At 73.7% G+C, this 17611-nt stretch carries 17 protein-coding genes; 7 read left to right on the top strand and 10 right to left on the bottom strand.

Annotated features, from left to right (window positions below):
- Positions 1-361 precede the first annotated feature (361 nt).
- Together OO63_RS19460 and OO63_RS19455 are read left to right on the top strand one after the other, a co-directional pair.
- A complete protein-coding gene (locus tag OO63_RS19460; protein WP_199819491.1) occupies positions 362-775 on the top strand; it encodes a VOC family protein in 414 nt (137 codons plus the stop codon).
- A 5-nt stretch (positions 776-780) separates the two neighbouring features.
- Positions 781-1977: a CaiB/BaiF CoA transferase family protein gene (locus OO63_RS19455; protein ID WP_030358652.1), complete on the top strand. Its 1197-nt coding sequence runs from the start codon at positions 781-783 to the stop codon at positions 1975-1977.
- Positions 1978-2038: 61 nt separating this feature from the next.
- Here the strand turns inward: OO63_RS19455 and OO63_RS19450 are convergent, their stop codons facing one another.
- Positions 2039-2593, bottom strand: coding sequence for a YbaK/EbsC family protein (locus OO63_RS19450; RefSeq protein WP_030358651.1), 555 nt, complete (start codon positions 2591-2593; stop codon positions 2039-2041).
- Positions 2594-2607: 14 nt separating this feature from the next.
- Entirely contained in the window at positions 2608-3192 is a 585-nt protein-coding gene (locus OO63_RS19445; RefSeq protein WP_030358650.1) for a helix-turn-helix domain-containing protein, read from the bottom strand.
- Positions 3193-3304: 112 nt separating this feature from the next.
- Between OO63_RS19445 and OO63_RS19440 the strand changes: the two genes are divergently transcribed.
- Entirely contained in the window at positions 3305-4171 is an 867-nt protein-coding gene (locus OO63_RS19440) for a DMT family transporter (RefSeq protein ID WP_030358649.1), read from the top strand.
- A 40-nt stretch (positions 4172-4211) separates the two neighbouring features.
- Here OO63_RS19440 and OO63_RS19435 read toward each other — a convergent pair whose 3' ends face one another.
- On the bottom strand, positions 4212-4985 hold the full coding sequence (locus tag OO63_RS19435; RefSeq protein ID WP_030358648.1) for an acyltransferase: 774 nt from the start codon (positions 4983-4985) through the stop codon (positions 4212-4214).
- Between the two features lie 164 nt (positions 4986-5149).
- Here OO63_RS19435 and OO63_RS19430 point away from each other — a divergent pair, with 164 nt between their 5' ends.
- Positions 5150-5704 (top strand): gamma carbonic anhydrase family protein, encoded by a 555-nt coding sequence (locus OO63_RS19430; protein WP_030358647.1) that lies wholly within the window; start codon positions 5150-5152, stop codon positions 5702-5704.
- Between the two features lie 80 nt (positions 5705-5784).
- On the opposite strand, the gene OO63_RS19425 is transcribed toward OO63_RS19430, so the two are convergent.
- The 7 genes from OO63_RS19425 to OO63_RS19395 all read right to left on the bottom strand — a co-directional run bounded on the left by OO63_RS19425 (position 5785) and on the right by OO63_RS19395 (position 13601).
- The gene (locus OO63_RS19425; protein ID WP_030358646.1) at positions 5785-7395 is read right to left on the bottom strand and encodes an alpha/beta hydrolase; all 1611 of its coding nucleotides are present in this window, start codon (positions 7393-7395) and stop codon (positions 5785-5787) included.
- A complete protein-coding gene (locus OO63_RS19420; RefSeq protein WP_063750426.1) occupies positions 7392-8729 on the bottom strand; it encodes a serine hydrolase domain-containing protein in 1338 nt (445 codons plus the stop codon). The genes OO63_RS19425 and OO63_RS19420 overlap by 4 nt, the downstream gene beginning before the upstream one ends.
- Before the next feature lie 274 nt (positions 8730-9003).
- Positions 9004-9756, bottom strand: coding sequence for a DedA family protein (locus OO63_RS19415; RefSeq protein WP_078619229.1), 753 nt, complete (start codon positions 9754-9756; stop codon positions 9004-9006).
- An 81-nt stretch (positions 9757-9837) separates the two neighbouring features.
- Positions 9838-11586, bottom strand: coding sequence for a carboxylesterase/lipase family protein (locus tag OO63_RS19410; protein ID WP_234311177.1), 1749 nt, complete (start codon positions 11584-11586; stop codon positions 9838-9840).
- 351 nt (positions 11587-11937) lie between these two features.
- Positions 11938-12492, bottom strand: coding sequence for a hypothetical protein (locus tag OO63_RS19405; protein ID WP_030358642.1), 555 nt, complete (start codon positions 12490-12492; stop codon positions 11938-11940).
- A 93-nt stretch (positions 12493-12585) separates the two neighbouring features.
- Positions 12586-13053: a DUF6234 family protein gene (locus OO63_RS19400; protein ID WP_157854016.1), complete on the bottom strand. Its 468-nt coding sequence runs from the start codon at positions 13051-13053 to the stop codon at positions 12586-12588.
- A gap of 89 nt (positions 13054-13142) precedes the next feature.
- Positions 13143-13601, bottom strand: a complete 459-nt coding sequence (locus OO63_RS19395) for a DUF4442 domain-containing protein (RefSeq protein ID WP_199819490.1) — start codon at positions 13599-13601, stop codon at positions 13143-13145.
- Between the two features lie 191 nt (positions 13602-13792).
- Here OO63_RS19395 and OO63_RS19390 point away from each other — a divergent pair, with 191 nt between their 5' ends.
- The 3 genes from OO63_RS19390 (at position 13793) to OO63_RS19380 (ending at position 17494) form a co-directional block, all read left to right on the top strand.
- A complete protein-coding gene (locus OO63_RS19390) occupies positions 13793-14812 on the top strand; it encodes a DUF8017 domain-containing protein (protein ID WP_030358639.1) in 1020 nt (339 codons plus the stop codon).
- A 192-nt stretch (positions 14813-15004) separates the two neighbouring features.
- Positions 15005-16108 carry a DUF8017 domain-containing protein gene (locus OO63_RS19385; RefSeq protein WP_030358638.1) on the top strand — a complete coding sequence of 368 codons (1104 nt, stop codon included), beginning with the start codon at positions 15005-15007 and terminating at the stop codon, positions 16106-16108.
- 81 nt (positions 16109-16189) lie between these two features.
- On the top strand, positions 16190-17494 hold the full coding sequence (locus tag OO63_RS19380; protein ID WP_030358637.1) for an MFS transporter: 1305 nt from the start codon (positions 16190-16192) through the stop codon (positions 17492-17494).
- The last annotated feature ends 117 nt before the right edge of the window (positions 17495-17611 follow it).

Below are 17611 nucleotides of genomic sequence, written 5' to 3'. Positions count from 1 at the left end.
GACGGACGGGGAGTCCGCTGAGACCGACGGGCGGGAGTGACAGGAGCGGGGAGGGAGGAGAGGGGGAAGCGGGGCGACACGGGGAGCGAAGGGAGTGCGGCGAAGCGGTGGTGCGGGTGAGCGTGCGGCCGACTGCGGGAAAGGCGCCTGTTCAGCACGGTGACCGCCCTGGCTGAACTGCGCACAAGGTGCGCGAGACCGATCGTGCCGACCCTCGTGAGCATCAGGTGAACGGCGGTGGTCGCGCCCCGGCCCGCGCTCCCGGGCACGGCCGCCGCGCCCCGGCCCGCACCCCCGGGTACGGTCGTCGCACACCGGGCGGCCGATCCCGTCCGGCGCGGCCACGGGAGGGGCGTACCGCATGATGGGCAGCAAGCAGTTGAAGATCGGCCTGCGGGTCAGGGATCTCCAGGTCTCCGGCGACCTCTACTTGAGGCTCGGCTTCCGCGAGCTGCCGAACGACGAGCAGCCGCACCTGCGCTATCTCACCTTCGGCCACACCTGGCTGATCCTGACGGACCGGGACGCGCACGGGTACTACGACGAGGAGCGCGGCGCGGCGGCCCGCCGGGGCCCGCTCGGCCTCGGCTTCACGCTGGCCGTGCCGACGCCCGACCTCGACGCGGCCCACGCCCTGTGGCGCGCCGAGGGCCTGCCGGTGCTCACGGAGCCCGAGGACACCGACTGGGCGCGGATCTTCGTGGGCCTGGACCCGGACGGCTACGAGGTGTCGTTCGAGCAGTTCCACGAGGAGTACCGCGGGACGAGGGGCTGAGGGCCGTGCCGCATCCGCTGCCGCTCGCCGGCATCACGGTCGTGAGCCTGGAGCAGGCAGTCGCCGCGCCCTTCGCGACCCGTCAGCTCGCCGACCTCGGCGCCCGGGTGATCAAGGTGGAGCGCCCCGGCGGGGGCGACTTCGCGCGGCGCTACGACACCACCGTGCACGGCGAGGCCAGCTATTTCGTGTGGCTGAACCGCTCCAAGGAGTCGCTCACGCTGGATGTGAAGTCGGCGTCCGGGCAGGAGGTCCTGCGCGAACTCGTCGCGGGCGCCGACGTGTTCGTGCAGAATCTCGCGCCGGGCGCGGCCGACCGCCTCGGTCTCGCGGCGGCGGACCTCCAGGCCCGCCACCCGTCCCTGATCACCTGCACGGTCAGCGGCTACGGCACCAGCGGCTCCTGGGCGGACCGCAAGGCGTACGACCTGCTCGTGCAGTGCCAGACCGGGCTGCTCTCGCTCACGGGCACGCCCGGCGAGGCCGTGCGGGTGGGGATCTCGGTGGCCGACATAGCGGCGGGGATGTACGCCTACAGCGGCATCCTGTCGGCGCTGTTCACGCGCGCGACGACCGGCCGGGCGCCCGCCGTGGAGGTGTCCCTCTTCGACGCGCTCGCCGAGTGGATGAGCCAGCCCGCGTACTACACGCGGTACGGCGGCACGCAGCCCCCGCGCGTCGGCGCCCGGCACGCGACGGTGGCGCCGTACGGCGTGTTCACCGCGGCCGACGGCAAGGAGGTGCTGCTCTCCGTGCAGAACGAACGGGAGTGGGCGGCGCTCTGCGAGGACTTCCTGGGGCGGCCCGAGCTGGTGGCCGACCCGCGCTTCGCCGACGGTTCGGCGCGGGTGGCGCACCGCGAGGAGCTGGACGCGGCGATCCAGGCGCGGTTCGCGGACCTCGACGGCGCGGCGGCGACGGCGCTCCTGGACGCGGCGAACATCGCCAACGCGGGCGTGAACTCCGTCCCGGACTTCCTCCACCACCCGGCGCTCACGGAACGCGGCCGCTGGCACGACGTCGGTCTGCCCGGCACGGCACCCGGCATCCAGGCCCTCGTCCCGCCCGCCGACCTGTCCGGGGTGAGCCCGCGCATGGACCCGGTGCCGGGCGTGGGCGAGCACACGGAGAGGATCCTGGCGGAGCTGGGCCGGAAGGCGGCCGACATCGAGCGACTGCGGGCCGAGGGGGTCATCTCCTAGCACCGGCAGGGGTGTTGAAGCCGACCGGGGCGAAGGCCAAGGTGCCCGCCCACGCGTCCCGTCAGACGCCGAGCCCCTCGATCACCGTCGCGTTCGGCAGCCCCGCGAACGCCTTGCCCGGCACGATCAGCTTGCCGCGCCGGCTGCCGCTGCCGACGAGGACGTACGGCAGGTCCGCCACCGCGGCGTCGACAAGGAGCGGCCAGGTGTCGGGCAGGCCGATGGGGGTGATGCCGCCGTACTCCATGCCGGTCTCGCCGACGGCGGTGTCCATGGGCGCGAACGAGGCCTTGCGGGCACCGAGTTGGCGGCGTACGACGCCGTTGACGTCGACGCGCGCGGCCGAGAGGACCAGGCACGCGGCGAGCGTCGTCTCGCCCCCGCGCTTCCCGGCGACGATGACGCAGTTCGCGGACTGGGAGAACAGCTCGGGTCCGTAGTGCTCCACGAACGTGGCTGTGTCGGCCCACTCCGGCTCGGTGTCGACATGGATCAACTCGTCGGCGGGCACGGCCCCGCTCCAGCCGCGGACGGCGGCGGCGACGGGGGCGACCAGGAGGTCGAGGGCTTCGGGGGCGGAGCGGACTACGTCGAAGTCACCGAGAGGAGCGCGCATGGCGGCACCGTAACTCAGTACGCCCCCGCGTGGGCGGGCGGGACCGACACCGCCATCGTCATCTCGACCGGCTCCGCACCCTTGTTGTGGTAGCCGTGCGCCACATTGGCCTCGAACGACGCCGCCGATCCGGCCGCCACCAGGTGCTCGTCGCCGTCCACGACCAGCGTCAGTTCGCCGGACCTGACGTGCAGCAGCTCCATCGTCCCGGGCGGGTGCGCGTCGGAGTCGCTGCCCTCGCCCGGCGTCAGGTGCCACGTCCACAGCTCGAAGGGACCCCGCGACTCGGTGCCGACCAGGAGCGTCGTACTGCTGCCCGCTTCCGTGGACCACATCCGCACGGCCTGCTCGGGCGGGACGAGGCGCACGTGCGGGCCCTGTTCGTAGTCGAGCAGGGTGGTGATGCTGACGCCGAGCGCGTCCGCGAGCTTGACCGTGATGCCCACGGAGGGGTTCGTACGGGCCTGCTCGATCTGGATGATCATGCCGCGGCTGACGCCCGCGCGGGCCGCGAGCGCGTCGAGCGTGAAGTTCCGTTCGGTGCGCCAGCGCTTGAGGTTACGCGCGAGCGACTGAGTCAGCTGGTCGAGGTCCGACACATTCCGTCCAATATTTTGGATGACAGAGTTCACTGTACTGAACTACGGTGTGGTGCACCTGAGGGTTCCCGAAGGTTCACCACACTGTACTGCGAGGCATCCCATGACGGGACTGACAGCACTGTTCGCCCTGGCCACCAGCCTGCTCTGGGGCCTCGCCGACTTCGGCGGCGGACTGCTGACCCGACGGATCCCCGCGCTCACGGTGGTGGTCGCCTCCCAGTGCGTCGCGGTCGTCGTCCTCGGCGCGGTCGTGGTCTCCACCGGCGCCTGGAGCGAGTGGGGCCCGCAGCTGTGGTTCGCGGTCGGCGCGGGCCTCGTCGGCCCGGTCGCGATGCTCGCCTTCTACAAGGCCCTCGCGCTCGGCCCCATGGGCGTCGTCTCCCCGCTCGGCTCGCTCGGCGTGGCCGTGCCGGTGGGCGTCGGTCTTATGCTGGGCGAGCGCCCTGGTCTCGGGCAGTTCGCGGGCATCGCGGTGGCCGTCGTCGGCATCGTCCTCGCGGGCGGGCCCGAGCTGCGTGGCGCCCCGGTGCAGCGGCAGGCGGTGCTCCTGACCCTGCTCGCCGCCTTCGGCTTCGGCGCGGTCATGGCTCTCATCGCGGAGGCGTCGAGCAGCGTCACCGGCCTGTTCCTGGCGCTGTTCGTGCAGCGCGTCACCAATGTGCTCGCGGGCGGCACGGCGCTGTACGTCTCCGTGCGGCGGGGCGGCGCGGCGCTCCCCGAGGGCCACGGCATGGGCGTGATCTGGTCCGCGCTGCCCGCGCTCGCCTTCGTGGGCCTGGCGGACGTCGCCGCCAACGGGACGTACGCCATGGCGGCCCAGCGCGGCCCCGTCACCGTCGCCGCCGTGCTCGCCTCGCTCTACCCGATCGTGACGGCGCTCGCGGCGCGCGGCCTCCTCAAGGAGCGGCTGCGCGGGGTGCAGGCCGCGGGAGCGGGCCTCGCGCTGGTGGGCACGGTGCTGCTGGCGACGGGCTGAACCACAGCGGCGCGCCCCTTCAGGGCGCCACCGGGACCCCTCAGACGTTCCCCTCGACCTCGGCCAGTCGCGCCGCCTCCAGGTCGGTCAACTCGCCCAGCGCGAGGAGTTGTTCCGGCGTGACACCCTCGGGGATCGGCACCGGCGCGGGCGTACGCAGCGGCGGCTCCCAGCCCCGCTCGGCGCACCACGTCCGCACGACCCGGGCGGGCGCCCCGGCCACCACCGCGTGGTCGGGCACCTCGCCCCGCACCACCGCCCCGGCGGCCACCACCACGTTGCGGCCGATCCGGGCGCCGGGCAGGATCACCGCGCCGGTGCCGACCCAGCAGCCGGGCCCGATCTCGACCGGCTCCATCCGCGGCCACTGCTTGCCGATCGGTGTGTGCGGGTCGTCGTACGAGTGGTTCGTCGAGGTCACGTACACATACGGACCGAAGTAGCAGTCGTCGCCGATGGTCACCGTCGTGTCCGCGATGACGTGACTGCCGCGGCCGAGCACCACCCCGTCGCCGATGCGCAGGATCGGGTCCGGGCCGAGGTCGAGGTCGGGCATCAACCCGGCGGTCAGCGTGACCTGTTCACCGACGACGCAGTGCGCGCCGAGCCGGATCCAGGGCGCCCCGAAGACCGTGCCCTGCGGGAACGCGAGGCGCGTGCCCTCGCCGATCGCGCCGAACCGCAGCCGTCCGGGCCGCCGCGCGGTGACGGCGCCGGTGCGCTGCACCCAGTCCCACCCGGCGTGGACGGCGCGCTGCGCCACGCCGCGCCGCCAGGCGGCCAGCGATGAGAACACGTTCTTGTTCCTGGGCACCCGCACACGTTACTCAGCCGGGCGCGCGCCGAGCACGCCGACGACCTGTGATCTTCACCCCACGCGGCCGCGGGCGCCCGGCCGTCCCGTACGGTTCGCTCAGGCGCGACACGGGCACGACGACGCGATGACGCTACGGCGCCGCGGGAAGAGGGAGCGAGCCGATGAGCCAGCAGGCACTCGTCATGGGCTTGGCCGGCAAGGAGCCGAAGGTCGACCAGGAGGCCTTCACGGCGCCCACGTCGGTGGTGATCGGCGAGGTGACGCTGAGCGCGGGCGCGAGCACCTGGTACGGCGCGGTGCTGCGCGCCGACTGCGGGCCCATCGCGATCGGGGCCGACAGCAACATTCAGGACAACTGCACCCTGCACGTCGACCCGGGCTTCCCGATGTCCATCGGCGAGCGCGTCTCGGTCGGCCACAACGCGGTCCTGCACGGCTGCACCGTCGAGGACGACTGCCTCATCGGCATGGGCGCCACGGTCCTCAACGGCGCGGTGATCGGCGCCGGTTCCCTCGTCGCCGCGCAGGCGCTGGTGCCGCAGGGGATGCGGGTGCCGCCCGGCTCGCTGGTCGCGGGCGTCCCCGCGAAGGTCAAGCGCGAGCTGACCGAGGAGGAGCGCGCGGGCATCTCCCTCAACGGCACGCTGTACGTGGAGCTGGCCAAGGCCCACCGCGAGGCGCACGCGTCCCGGGAGGGCCGGGGCGAGGAGGGCTAGCGGCGCCGCGCCGTCGGACCGGACACAGACCGAGCCGCCCGCCCGGGCCGAGAGCGGTCCGAGCGGGCGGCGGGCCTGTGTCAGCCGTCCTCCTTCACGCAGGTCAGGTCCTTGCCCGGCAACTTTCCGCTGTCCAGGTAGGCGTTGACCCGCGCGTCCACGCAGGCGTTGCCGTAATAGCCGTAGATCCCGTGCCGGTTGGCGCCCTTCAGGGTGATCAGCTTCGAGCTGGGCAGCATGCCGTGCAGCGCCACGGTGCCCTGGTAGTCGCTGCGCGGGTCACCGGTCGCGCCCACGAGCAGCGCCGGGGCGTCGCGCCGGACCTGGGTCGGCTCCTCGCGGGGCCGGTCCCAGAAGGCGCACGGGTTGATGTTGTTGGCCAGCGGTCCCATGACCGGGTGCGTGGCGCGGCTGCGCTGGATGTCGCGCCAGTAGCGCTCCGGGTCGCGCGGGGCCGCCGCATCGCCGCACAGGATGGCCGTCTGCACGCTGCCGTAGTGCGACTCCTTGCCGGTGATGTAGCCCCGCAGGGCCTCGGCGAACTCCGGTGAGAGCCGCGTCGGTCGCCCCTCGGCCGCCCGCACGAGCACGGACACCTGCTCGCCGAGGGTCGCGCGGGCATCGTCGGTGTCGTCGGCGATGCCCATGGCGAGCAGGGTCGGCACCGTCGAGTCGTCGAGCCGGAAGGCGTCGGGGGCGGTGCCGACGGTGAGCCCGCGCGCGGACGCCGCGATGGTGCGGTCGACGGCGGCGAGCACCTGGGCGCGGGTGCGGCCGAGGCCGTACGTGTCGTGCCGCCGCGCCGCCCAGCGCGCCCAGTCGGAGAGCGCCTGGTCGTTCTCGGCCTCGGTGCCGCGCAGCAGCCGGGGGGTGTAGCGGCGCGGGTCGAGCGCGCCGTCGAGGACGACGCGGTCGTAGCGGCCGGGGAACATCTGGGTGTAGACGGTGCCGAGGTAGGTGCCGTACGAGTAGCCCAGGTAGGAGATCTTCCGCTCACCGAGCGCGCCACGGATGACGTCCATGTCGCGGGCGGTGTCGCGGGTGGTGACGAACGGCAGCACGGACTTGTTGGTGGTGCGGCACTTGGCGGCCAGGTCCTTGTGCAGGGCGACCTGCCGGTCGAAGCCCGCGCGGCCGACCCCGGCGGAGAAGATGGCGCTGGAGACGGGCCACGCGCAGTCCAGCGGGGTGCTGCGGCCGACGAAGCGCGGGTCGACGCCGATGATGTCGTAGCGCGCGGCGACATCCTTCATCGCCTTGTGGATGTCCGGGGCGTCACCGAGCGAAGTGCCGCCGGGGCCACCGCCGTTGAGGAGCAGCGGGCCGACGCGGTGGCGGGTGTCGGTGGCCTTGATCCGCGATATGGCGACGGTGATGGTGCGGCCGCCGGGGTCGGAGTAGTCAAGGGGTACGGTGACGTCCGCGCAGCGGGCGCCCGCCTTCGCCAGGGCGTGGCCCGTCTCGTCGCCCGGACCGAGGACGCAGGAGCGCCAGTCGAGGCGCTGGTCGTGGAAACGGCCGAGACCGGCGGCGGGAGCGGCGGCGTGAACAGCGGCGGGAGCGGTGGCGCCCGTGCCGCGTTCGGGCGCGGGGGCCGGGGCCGCCGAGGCGAGGGCAGGCGTGGCGGTGAAGCAGGCGGCGAGGGCGAGGCCCACCGAGGTGCGGCGCGCGGCGGCGCTGGTGGCTGTCACGGGTTCTCCTTGAGACGCGAGGTGCGGTCGGGCGGACACAGGGCGCTGTCGACGACGGCCCGGAAGTCCTGTTCGGCGTGGTCGGTGGCGGGCAGCTGGTTGAGGGCGAGGGCGACGGTGCGGCCGCCGGGGCCGACCGCTCCGACGGCGCGGTGCCCGCCGGGGGCCGTGCCGGCGTGCCCCCACCAGCGGCCGCCGCACGCCAGCGGCGAGGAGATCAGGCCGAGGCCGTACCGGGCGCCGGGCCAGAGCCGGTCCGGGTCGGCGGGGACCGTGCGCTTCATCTCGGCGAGCCAGCGCGCGGGCAGCAGCTTCCCGCCGGACAGCGCGCCGAAGAAGCGGTTCACGTCGGCGGGCGTCGAGACCAGGGCGCCGCCTGCGCCGCCGAAGGTCATGTTCCACTCGGTGCCGTCGACGCGGGAGGACGCCTTGCCGCCGCCCCGGGAGGACGCCTCGCCACCGGGCCGGAAGGACACCCTGCCGTCCGGCCCGCCCTCCGGGCCAGGCATGTAGCTCCGCGAGTGCGCGCCCCGGATGCGCGTGTCGTCGCCCGGCCAGTAGGTGTCCCGCAGGCCGAGCTTCCGGATGACGCGGCGATCCACCTCCGCCTCGACGCGGTGCCCGGTGACCTTCTCGACGATGAGCCCGGCGACGACGGTGTTGGTCGTCGCGTAGTGCCACTTCTTGGCCGGGCGCGGCATCTTCAGGGCGGTGGCGATCTGTTCGCGGGGCTCGAAGTGGCGGAAGCGCCACTCCGCCACGGGCCGCTCGGCGAGGGCTTCGACGTAGTCGGGCAGTCCACTCGTGTGCCGGAGGAGCTGACGCACGGTGATCTTGCGGCCGTCATGGCCGTTGCCCCGGATCAGGCCCGGCAGATAGCGCTCGACGGGCGCGTCGAGGCCGATCCGGCCTTCCGCGGCGAGTTGTACGACGACGGTGACGGTGAACGTCTTGCTGACGCTGCCGATCCGCAGCCGGTCCCTCGCGTCCATCGGGCGGCCGCTGTCCAGGTCGGCGACGCCCCGTGCGACGGACCAGCGCCCGCAGCGCCGGTCGACCACTTCGGCGGCGGCGCCGGGGATGCCGTGGCGGTCGACGAGGGGAGCGAGGGAGGCCTTGACCGCGCCGCGCGCCGCGTCACAGTCGGGCGGCGGGGCGGGAGTCGGGGCCGCCGGACGGGACTGCGCGCCGGGGCGGGCCGCCGCGTCTGCCACGGGGACGAGCAGCGTCAACGCCGCCGTCACCACGGCGACCGCGGTCGCCCGCCCGGCTCGACGGCGCCCGGGTAAGGCCCGTGCGGACGTTCTCTTCTCGGTGTGCTCTACACAAGTCATGCCGACCGACGCTAGGGGCCCGGCGCCCCGCGCTCAACGGAGCCTGCCCCCGGAAGCGCACGGGGGCAGACCCCCCCGGATCCGGGAGGAGCGCAGGTCGCGCCCCGCGGAAGGGGACTTGGGCGGACCGGAACAGTCAGGGGCGTGCGGACGCACGGGCGGGAGCCACGGCAAGCGGAACGCAGGGCGCACATGCGCGTACCCGCTCGCGCGCGACGCGCGAGCGGGTACGACAGGGGTGTGCGGGGCCGGTCCGTGGTGGCCCCGGCGCGGCTCAGCTACCGGTGGCACCCCGGGCGGCCGCGAGCGCCGTCTCGCCCTCGGTGGCGGCGGCGCCCTCGGTCCCGCCGTCCGTCCCGGTGGCCGCGTCGGCCCCCGCCTGCGCGGGCACCTCCGCCCCGGCCGAAGCCGCCGCGTGCTCCTCCGCCGCCTTCTTCGCCCGCCGCTTCACGAGCAGCATCGAGCCGATGCCGATGAGGACGGCGATGCCGAGGCCGACGTACGAGAAGCGCTTGAGCCAGTCCTCCGCGACCACGCCGATGTAGTAGATGACGGCCGTGGTGCCGCCCGCCCACACGATGCCGCCGAGAACGTTGGCGATGGCGAACTTCCAGTACGGCATCCGCAGCACACCGGCGAGCGGCCCGGCGAAGATCCGCAGGAGCGCCACGAACCGGCCGAAGAAGACCGCCCACATGCCCCACTTCTGGAACGACCGCTCGGCGCTGCCGACGTTCGCCTCGCTGAAGTGCTTGGGGAACTTCCGCCCCAGCCAGGCGAGGAGCGGTCGGCCGCCCTTGCGTCCGATCGCGTAGCCGATGGAGTCGCCGATCACCGCGCCCGCGACGGCGCAGGCGCCGAGGATCACCGGGTTCACGTCGCCGTGCTGCGACGAGAGCAGCGCGGCGGAGACGAGGACGATCTCGCCGGGCAGCGGGATGCCCAGCGACTCCAGGCCGATCACGAGGCCCACGAGCAGGTAGACGCTGACGGCCGGTACGTTCTCCAGCCACTCCTGGACGTGCAACCCCGGTTCCTTCCGCTGTGCTGGTGACTCCCCCGGCGTGCGCGTCCTTGTCGATCACGCACGACGTGGAAGCCTACCTGCTCAGCGGGGTGCGGCCGGGTCCCACAGAGCGCAGTGGTGGGCCCGGTGCACACCCTTGTCGATCATGGTGCCGCCCGCTGATCCGGTGCGCAGCGAGAGGGTGGCGCCGGGGTGAGTGCGCTGGTCGGGAGCCGGCGGGGCGCCCTTCGCGCGGGGCACCCCGGAGTGGATGAAGGAGCCCCAGTACGCGGTCATCTGCCGGGCGAGGGCGCGCTGTTCGGTGTTCAGGGGCGAGCGCAGGCCGAAGTGTTGGAACAGATATTGCACTTCGTTTACGTGCGTCGCACCGAAGGCGAAGTCCGTGCCGCGGTCGCGCAGGCTGGCGAAGGGCGGCGAGGTGCGGTCCGCGAACTCGTAGGCGTAGACGGGGCCGCGCCCTGCCAGGGAGCGGTCGAGCCGCAGGGCCGGGCAGGCGAACAGCTGGTCGCCGATGGTCGCGGCGAAGGCGTGCGAGGGCGAGGAGTACCGCGCGAGCGGGTAGCGGCGCGCCACCCGTTCCGCGAGCGCGGGCCCGTAGGTCTCGTCCAGGACCGCCGGGTAGCGCTTGGCGGCGAGCGGTTCGCCCTGCCCGTCGAACTGCGCGAACGCGAACAGCGTGCCCTCGTCGGTGTTGGCGCCGTTCAGGACCGGCACCTTCGCCGCGCTGCCCCGCTCGAAGGCCTCCGCAGGCTGTACGGGCAGGAGGCGCCCGCCGACGACCGGCCCCCAGTCGAACTCCGCCTGCGCCGCGAGCAGGTCCTTCGCGGGCTTGCGCCGCAGACACGCGAGGGCGGTCGCCGGGTCCGGGCAGCCCGCCTTCCGCGCGAACGCGGCGCCGTCCCCGGCCGCCTGCCGCCGTGTGCGGCCCGCGCAGTCGTCGTACGCGCCGCTCTGGATGACGGCCGCGCGGAACAGGCCGCGGCCGGTCGGCGAGGCGAGGTGGGTGCAGACGGAGCGGCCGCCCGCGGACTCGCCCGCGACGGTCACGCGGCGCGGGTCGCCTCCGAACCGGCCGACGTTGGTACGCACCCAGCGCAGCGCGGCCTGCTGGTCGAGCAGTCCGTAGTTGCCGGACACTCCGTCGGACGCCTCGTCGTCGAGCGCGGGCGAGCCGAGGAAGCCCAGGGCGCCCAGGCGGTAGTTGACGGTGACGACGACGGTGCCGGTGGCGCGGGCGAAGCGCTCCGGCACGACGTCCTCGCCCGCGCCCGCGGTGAGCCCGCCGCCGTGCAGCCAGACGAGGACGGGCCGCCGCACGTCCACCGGGGTCCGCGCGGCCTTGGTGCCCCGGTCCCCCGCGGGCGCGTACACGTTGAGGGCGAGGCAGTCCTCCGTGTGGCTGGGCTTCTCGTACCCCGGATCCCAACTCGCCGTCTGCACACAACGGTTGCCGAACCCCGTGGCCGCGCGCACCCCGCGCCAGGGGACGACCGGGCGCGGCTCCCGCCAGCGCAGCGCACCGACGGGCTGTCGCGCGTACGGAATCCCCAGGAACCGCCGCCCCTCGTCCGTGACCCGTCCGCGCACCCAGCCCGCGTCGGTCCGCACCACGGCGGGACCGCCGTCGGCCCTGCCCCCGGACCCGGCCCGCAGGGCAGCCCCCGCCGCCCCCGACTGCCCGCGCCACGCGGCCGATTCCACCTGCCCGGCCCGCACGCCCGAGTCCGCCTGCCCCGCCCGCGCCGCCTCCGGCGCGAGCCCCACCGCCCCGGCCACGATCAGCACCCCGACGGCCACCACGAAACGCCCCGCACGCCGACCACTCCTCACACCCGCACCACCTTCACGTCGATGACACCGGAAAGGACCAACTCCTGGGCGCAGACGCCCACACGCATCTCACGACGCCCGGTACCGAGTACCCAGCCGCCCCGCCGCACGCCCCGCGGCGCCAGCGTCCGCGGCGCGATCCGCGGCATCCCCCCGCCCGTAGCGGCGCACCGGTTCGGGGTCGAACGCGGCCGCGAGAGGCAGCGGCGCGGGCAGCGCGGTGGCGGACACGGGCGCCGCTTCTGTCGTCTGACGCACCGTCGGATTCCGCCGGTGCGGCGCACAAGCTACGACCGGTGATGACTCGTGTCAATGCCACGGGCGGGAGCGGCCGTCGAAACGGCACGCGCCCTACTTGGCCGGGAAGAGCCGCAGCTTCGCGGTGTCGCCCACGATGGCGAGGACGGCGATCGACAGTTCGTTGACGGTGGAGGGCCCGCCCTGGTCGGGGCGCTGCCCGAGCAGGCTGGACGTGAATCCGCTCGCGTCGACCGAGGTCAGGTCCACCCCTTCGGGACCGACGGCGCTCACCGTGAACGGTCCGGCCCGAAGGCTCTCGACGCCCGGAATCTCGGCGCCCCTCTTCACCACGACCGTGCAGCTTCCGTCCGCGCATGCCCGCAGTTCGGCCCGCGTCGACGGCTTCAGCGGCTTCTTCGGCCGCACCGCGGTCGGTGACGGCGACGGCGACTTGGCGGGCTTCGTGGGCGTCGGCGAGGCGGGTGACGATTTCGCGGGACGCGAGGGCGAGGACGGCGCGGACGCCCCCTCGTCGTCGCCCGAGTCGGAGCCGCATCCGGTCACGGCGGCGGCCAGGGTCAGGAAGGCGCCGACGGCCGCCACCGCGCCCCGCGCCGAGGACAGCCGGACCGCCCGGCGGCGGGCCGAAGTTTCCGATGTGGTCATGGGACCGTTCTCTGCGCGGACGCCCGGGAGGGGTCCCGCACGCGCGGGGTTCAGGAACCCGCGAGGCTCAAACCCGCCGGATTCAGGGACCCTTCATCGCCCCGAACCGGCGCACTCGTCACTGTCGCCCCCGCTGCGGCACCCCACCTGCCCGCTCCAAGTGGACGCGGGCGCGGGCTGATTCCGCTCGCGTTCCCGCTCCTGGGCCCGGTCCGGATACGCCGGGCCGCACCACACCGCCGCCGCGACCAGCGCCGCCATGAACCCCTGACTCCACGCGGTCGCCGCGGCCCGCCTCCGGAAGGCGAGGGCAGCGGCCAGGACGGCGAAGAGCCCGACCGCCCCGGCGGCGACGAGGTAGCCGCCGAGGGAGTCGGGCTCGACTTCGGCGCCGCCCGCGGGGAAGAAGGAGACCCCCGACAGGAGCCACGCCCCGAACACCACGACGAGGACGGCCCCTTCGACCAGGAAGAGGCCGACGGCGGCCATGATGTCGGCGCGTCCGTCGGCACCGGTGTCGTCGGAGGCGTCGAAGGCGGGCGGCGCGCTCGGCAGGCTCATGCCGCCCATGCTCGGCGCCGGGCCCCGCCCGCACCTGAGTACGGATACTCAGTCACTCGACGGGACGGCCACCGAGCCGTCCGCCCGGACTACTTCGGGTCGTTGGGGCGCAGCGTCCACACCACGGTCATCTCGCCCGTCACGGCGCCGTCCGCGCGCGTGATGGCGATGCCGACCGGAAACTCGGGGCGCTGCCCCGCGTCCAGCTCGGCGACCACGTCGGCGACCGGACGGCCGAGCGTCGCGGTGGCCGTGACCTCCCCCATCGCCAGCTTCTTGTACGCGATGTCGGCGCGCACCGCGAGCGGCACGGCCCGCGACAGGTGCGCCCCGAAGGCGGCAAGGACGATGGCGCCGCTCGCGGACTCGCCCAGCGTGAACATCGCTCCGGCGTGCGGTCCGCCCACGTGGTTGTGGTACTCGCTCTGGTCCGGAAGGACGACCACGGCCCGCTCGGGCGTGGTCTCGCCGAACTTGAGGTTCAGGGTCTTGGCCATCGGCACGGTGGCGGCGAGCATCTCGCCGATCGACATCTGGTCTGTGCTCATGCCAGGGATGTTACCCACGAGTAGCCTCCCTTGGCCAGGGCTTCACGGGCCGCAGCCCCAGCCCCCGGCACCCCTCCCCGTACCGGACCGCCGTCCGCCACCGCACCCAATCCCCCAGCATCCGGGGCACTCTCGGCAACAGCGAGGGCGCTCGCGGCCGCCGCCACCCCGCACCCGTATCGTGATCCGCCATGAGCTCGCAGGACCAGAATCCTTACCAGCAGCCCGGGTACCAGCAGCCGAACCCCTATCAGCAGCCGGGATATCAGCAGCCCCAGCAGCCTGGTCACCCGCAGCACGGCGCCTACCAGCAACCCCCCGCGGGGCCGCAGGGGCCCTGGGCCGGCGCCCCGACCCACCCGGGCGCGCCGCAGCCGCCGGGCGGGAGCGGTGGCGGCGGTGGCGGGAACAGGACCAAGGTCATCGCGATCGTCGCCGCGGCCGCCGTGGTCGTGGCCGCGGGCGTCACCGGCTTCCTCATAGTCGGCGACGGCAACGACAAGGACGACAAGTCCGACAAGGCCAAGTCCGACTCCTCGGAGCAGGCGTCCGACAAGCCGTCCTCGCCGTCGGACGGCGACGACAGCGACCGGGGCACGGACGACGGCGGGCCGAAGGCGACCGTTCCGGGCTGGAACGTCGTCGTGAACCCCAAGTGGGGCACCGCCTTCGACGTACCGCCCGACTGGCAGGTGGCGGGCCCGGGCCGGGCCATCAACATGGAGGACCACAAGACGGGCGAGCCGGTGGCGACGATGGGCTCGCCCGCCGTCCTCAAGCCCAAGTGGTGCACCTCCGACGAGGACAAGGACGGCCGCTCCGAGGACACCGAGCTGGCCGCCGCGGGCACCAAGGGCGGGCGCGGTGGCAAGAACACCGACGAGGTGGCGGTCAACACCGTCGGCTGGTGGATCTACGGCGGCTACACGCAGCCGGACAAGAAGACCATGACGTACGACGAGAAGGCGAAGCCCTACACCACCAAGTCCGGGATCAAGGGCAGCATCGCGTGGGGCAAGTCGACGGACACCCCGCAGCGGGGCAAGTGCGCCTCGGACGGCAAGGCGATCACGTTCGGCTTCAAGAACTCCGAGGGCGATTTCGTGTCCTGGAGCCTGTACGGCGCCCGGGGCGTCAAGGAGGAGATCCCGGACTCGACGATCATGAAGATCCTCGCCACGGTGCGGCTGCACGGCAAACCGACGGGCTGACGGGCTGAGGACGTCCAGGGGCTGAGGGGGCGAGGGCACGGTCCGAAGGGGGCGTGACGACGCGATCTCACGCCCATCAGTACGACTTCTTCACCACTTCGTCACCGCTTCGTCCGCCCCCGGCTCCGGTGCCGGTCCGGCAGCCGACCGGGCGTGGCACCCGGGGCCCCGGCCCATCTATGGTTACTGGCCATGTGGCCAGAACAGCAGCCGCCCGGGGGCGAGCAGAACCCGCAGGACCAGGGTCAGAACCCGTATCAGCAGCCCGGGTACCAGCAGCCCAATCCGTATCAACAGCCCGGGTACCAGCAACAGCCCGGGCCCCAGCAGCCCAATCCCTACCAGCAGCCGCCCGCCGGGCAGCCCCCCGTGGGCCAGCCCGGCCAGCCCGGGCAGCCGCAGTGGGGCGCGCCGACGTTCCCGATGGGGACGCCCCAGGCGGGCGGGCCCGACCCGAGCGGCGGTGGGAGCGGCGGCGGCAACAGGACGAAGGTCACGGCCATCGTCGCGGCGGCCGCCGTGGTCGTGGCCGCGGGCGTCACCGGCTTCCTGGTCCTCGGCGGTGACGGCGACGACGACAAGTCGGACAAGGCGGCCCCCAAGCCGTCCAAGTCGGTCACCAAGAAGCCGAGCCCCACGGCGTCGGACGACGACAACCCGCGCGGCACGGACGGCGACCCCAAGCCGACCATCCCCGGCTGGCAGGTCGTGGTGAACCCCAAGTGGGGCACCGCCTTCGACGTACCGGCGGACTGGACGATCAAGTCGCCGGACACCTTCATCGGTTTCGAGGACCGCAAGAAGGGCGACGGCAGCGCGCTGATCATCATGTCCGCGCCCGCGATCTACAAAGAGAAGTGGTGCTCGTCCGACGACGACAAGGACGGGCAGAAGGACGACACCTCGCTCGCGGTCGTCGGCACCAAGGGCCAGAACGGCGCCAAGAACACCAAGGACGTCTCCCGCAACGACTCGGCGTGGTGGGTCTTCGGCGGCTACACCGGCCAGAAGAAGTCCGACAAGAAGAAGATCAAGATCGGCAAGGTCAAGTCGTACACCACGAAGTCCGGCATCACGGGCAGCGTGACGACGTCCACCACGGTCGGTGCCGAGAAGTCGGACAAGTGCGACTCCGACGGCAAGGCGACGACGTTCGCGTTCAAGAACGCGGCGGGCGACTACGTGGCGTGGTCCATGTACGGCGCCAAGGGCGTGAAGGAGGAGGTCTCCGACGCCCAGGTGAAGAAGATCCTCTCCACGGTGCGGCTGCAGGGCGACCCCGAGGACGCCTCCTGAGTCCTGAACTGACGCTCCGGCCGCCGTCACGGCGGCCGGAGAATCGGTTTGTCATGGCGGTGGTCCGCCGGGGATAGTCCCGTGGTGACCTCACCCCCCGCCTCCCGCCGCCCCTCCTGGGCCGGTCGCAACTACACGCTCCTCACCACCGCCGCGATCATCACGAATCTCGGCGGCCACGGTGCGCTCATCGCGGCGGCGTTCGCCGTCCTCGATGCCGGGGGCGACGGCGGCGACGTGGGTCTGGTCGCCGCGGCCCGCACGCTGCCGCTCGTGCTGTTCCTGCTCATCGGCGGCGCGGTGGCCGACCGGCTGCCGCGGCACCACGTCATGGTCGCCGCCAACACCCTCAACTGCGTCTCCCAGGCCGCGTTCGCCGCCGTCGTGCTCGCCGGTGACCCGCAGCTGTGGCAGATGATGCTGCTCACCGCGCTCGGCGGCACCGGCCAGGCCTTCTTCGGGCCCGCGTCCGAGGGCATGCTCCTGTCCTCCGTCACCGGCGAGCAGGCCGGGCGTGCCTTCGCCCTGTACCGGATGGCGATGCAGGGCGCGGGCCTCGGCGGCGCGGCGCTCGGCGGCCTCATGGTCGCGGTGATCGGGCCCGGCTGGGTGCTCGCCGTGGACGCGGCGGCGTTCGCCGCGGCCGGGGCGCTGCGCGCGTTCCTCGACGTCGGCCACATCCCACGGCGCGCCCCCGGCGGCGGTCTCCTCGCCGATCTGCGGGACGGCTGGCGGGAGGTCGTCGGGCGGCCCTGGCTGTGGTCGATCGTGGCGCAGTTCTCGGTGGTGGTGGCGGTGGTCGGCGCGGCCGAGTCCGTGTTCGGGCCGCTGGTGGCCGAGGACGAGCTGGGCGGAGCGGGGCCCTGGGGGCTCGCGCTCGGGGCGTTCGGCGCGGGGACGGTCGGCGGGGCGCTCCTGATGATGCGCTGGAAGCCGCGACGGCTCCTTTTCGCCGGTACGTTGTGCGTCTTCCCGCTGGCCGCGCCGTCCGCCGCGCTCGCGGTGCCGCTGCCGGTGGCCGGGCTCGCGGTGGTGATGTTCGTGAGCGGTGTCGCCATCGAGGTGTTCGGCGTCTCGTGGATGACGGCCATGCACCAGGAGATCCCGGAGGAGAAGCTGTCGCGCGTATCGGCGTACGACTGGTTCGGCTCCGTGGCGATGGTGCCGCTCGCGACGGCGCTCGCGGGCCCCGCCGAGCAGGCCTTCGGCCGGTCGGCCTCGCTGTGGGGGTGCGCGGCGCTGGTGGTCGTGGTGACGGCGGCGGTGCTGCTGGTTCCGGACGTACGGAATCTGACGCGGCGTACGCAGGCGGTGGTGGCCGCGGAGGGGCCGGGCGCCGGGGCGGCGCCGGTGGACGCCGTGGCGTCGGAGAAGCCCTCCGCCTGAGCCGATGCCGCGGCCCGGGCGGGGCCGAGTCAGGCCGGGCGGGGCGGGGCCGAGCCGTGCGGGGCCGGGCCGGACGCTCCCCCGCCGGTCCCCCGCCGCTCCGCTCCCCTGCCGCTC

It is taken from the genome of Streptomyces alboflavus, assembly GCF_000716675.1.
Taxonomy (GTDB): domain Bacteria; phylum Actinomycetota; class Actinomycetes; order Streptomycetales; family Streptomycetaceae; genus Streptomyces; species Streptomyces alboflavus.
Note: the sequence above shows the minus strand (reverse complement) of the source record. Positions and strands in the feature narration are given on the sequence as shown.

Bases quoted from the DNA above. Each gene is read 5' to 3' on its own strand.
- OO63_RS19460 (WP_199819491.1), top strand. From the start codon at position 362: ATGATGGGCAGCAAGCAGTTGAAGATCGGCCTGCGGGTCAGGGATCTC.
- OO63_RS19450 (WP_030358651.1), bottom strand. From the start codon at position 2,593: ATGCGCGCTCCTCTCGGTGACTTCGACGTAGTCCGCTCCGCCCCCGAA.
- OO63_RS19430 (WP_030358647.1), top strand. From the start codon at position 5,150: ATGAGCCAGCAGGCACTCGTCATGGGCTTGGCCGGCAAGGAGCCGAAG.
- OO63_RS19420 (WP_063750426.1), bottom strand. From the start codon at position 8,729: ATGACTTGTGTAGAGCACACCGAGAAGAGAACGTCCGCACGGGCCTTA.
- OO63_RS19405 (WP_030358642.1), bottom strand. From the start codon at position 12,492: ATGACCACATCGGAAACTTCGGCCCGCCGCCGGGCGGTCCGGCTGTCC.
- OO63_RS19400 (WP_157854016.1), bottom strand. From the start codon at position 13,053: ATGAGCCTGCCGAGCGCGCCGCCCGCCTTCGACGCCTCCGACGACACC.
- OO63_RS19395 (WP_199819490.1), bottom strand. From the start codon at position 13,601: ATGAGCACAGACCAGATGTCGATCGGCGAGATGCTCGCCGCCACCGTG.
- OO63_RS19390 (WP_030358639.1), top strand. From the start codon at position 13,793: ATGAGCTCGCAGGACCAGAATCCTTACCAGCAGCCCGGGTACCAGCAG.
- OO63_RS19385 (WP_030358638.1), top strand. From the start codon at position 15,005: ATGTGGCCAGAACAGCAGCCGCCCGGGGGCGAGCAGAACCCGCAGGAC.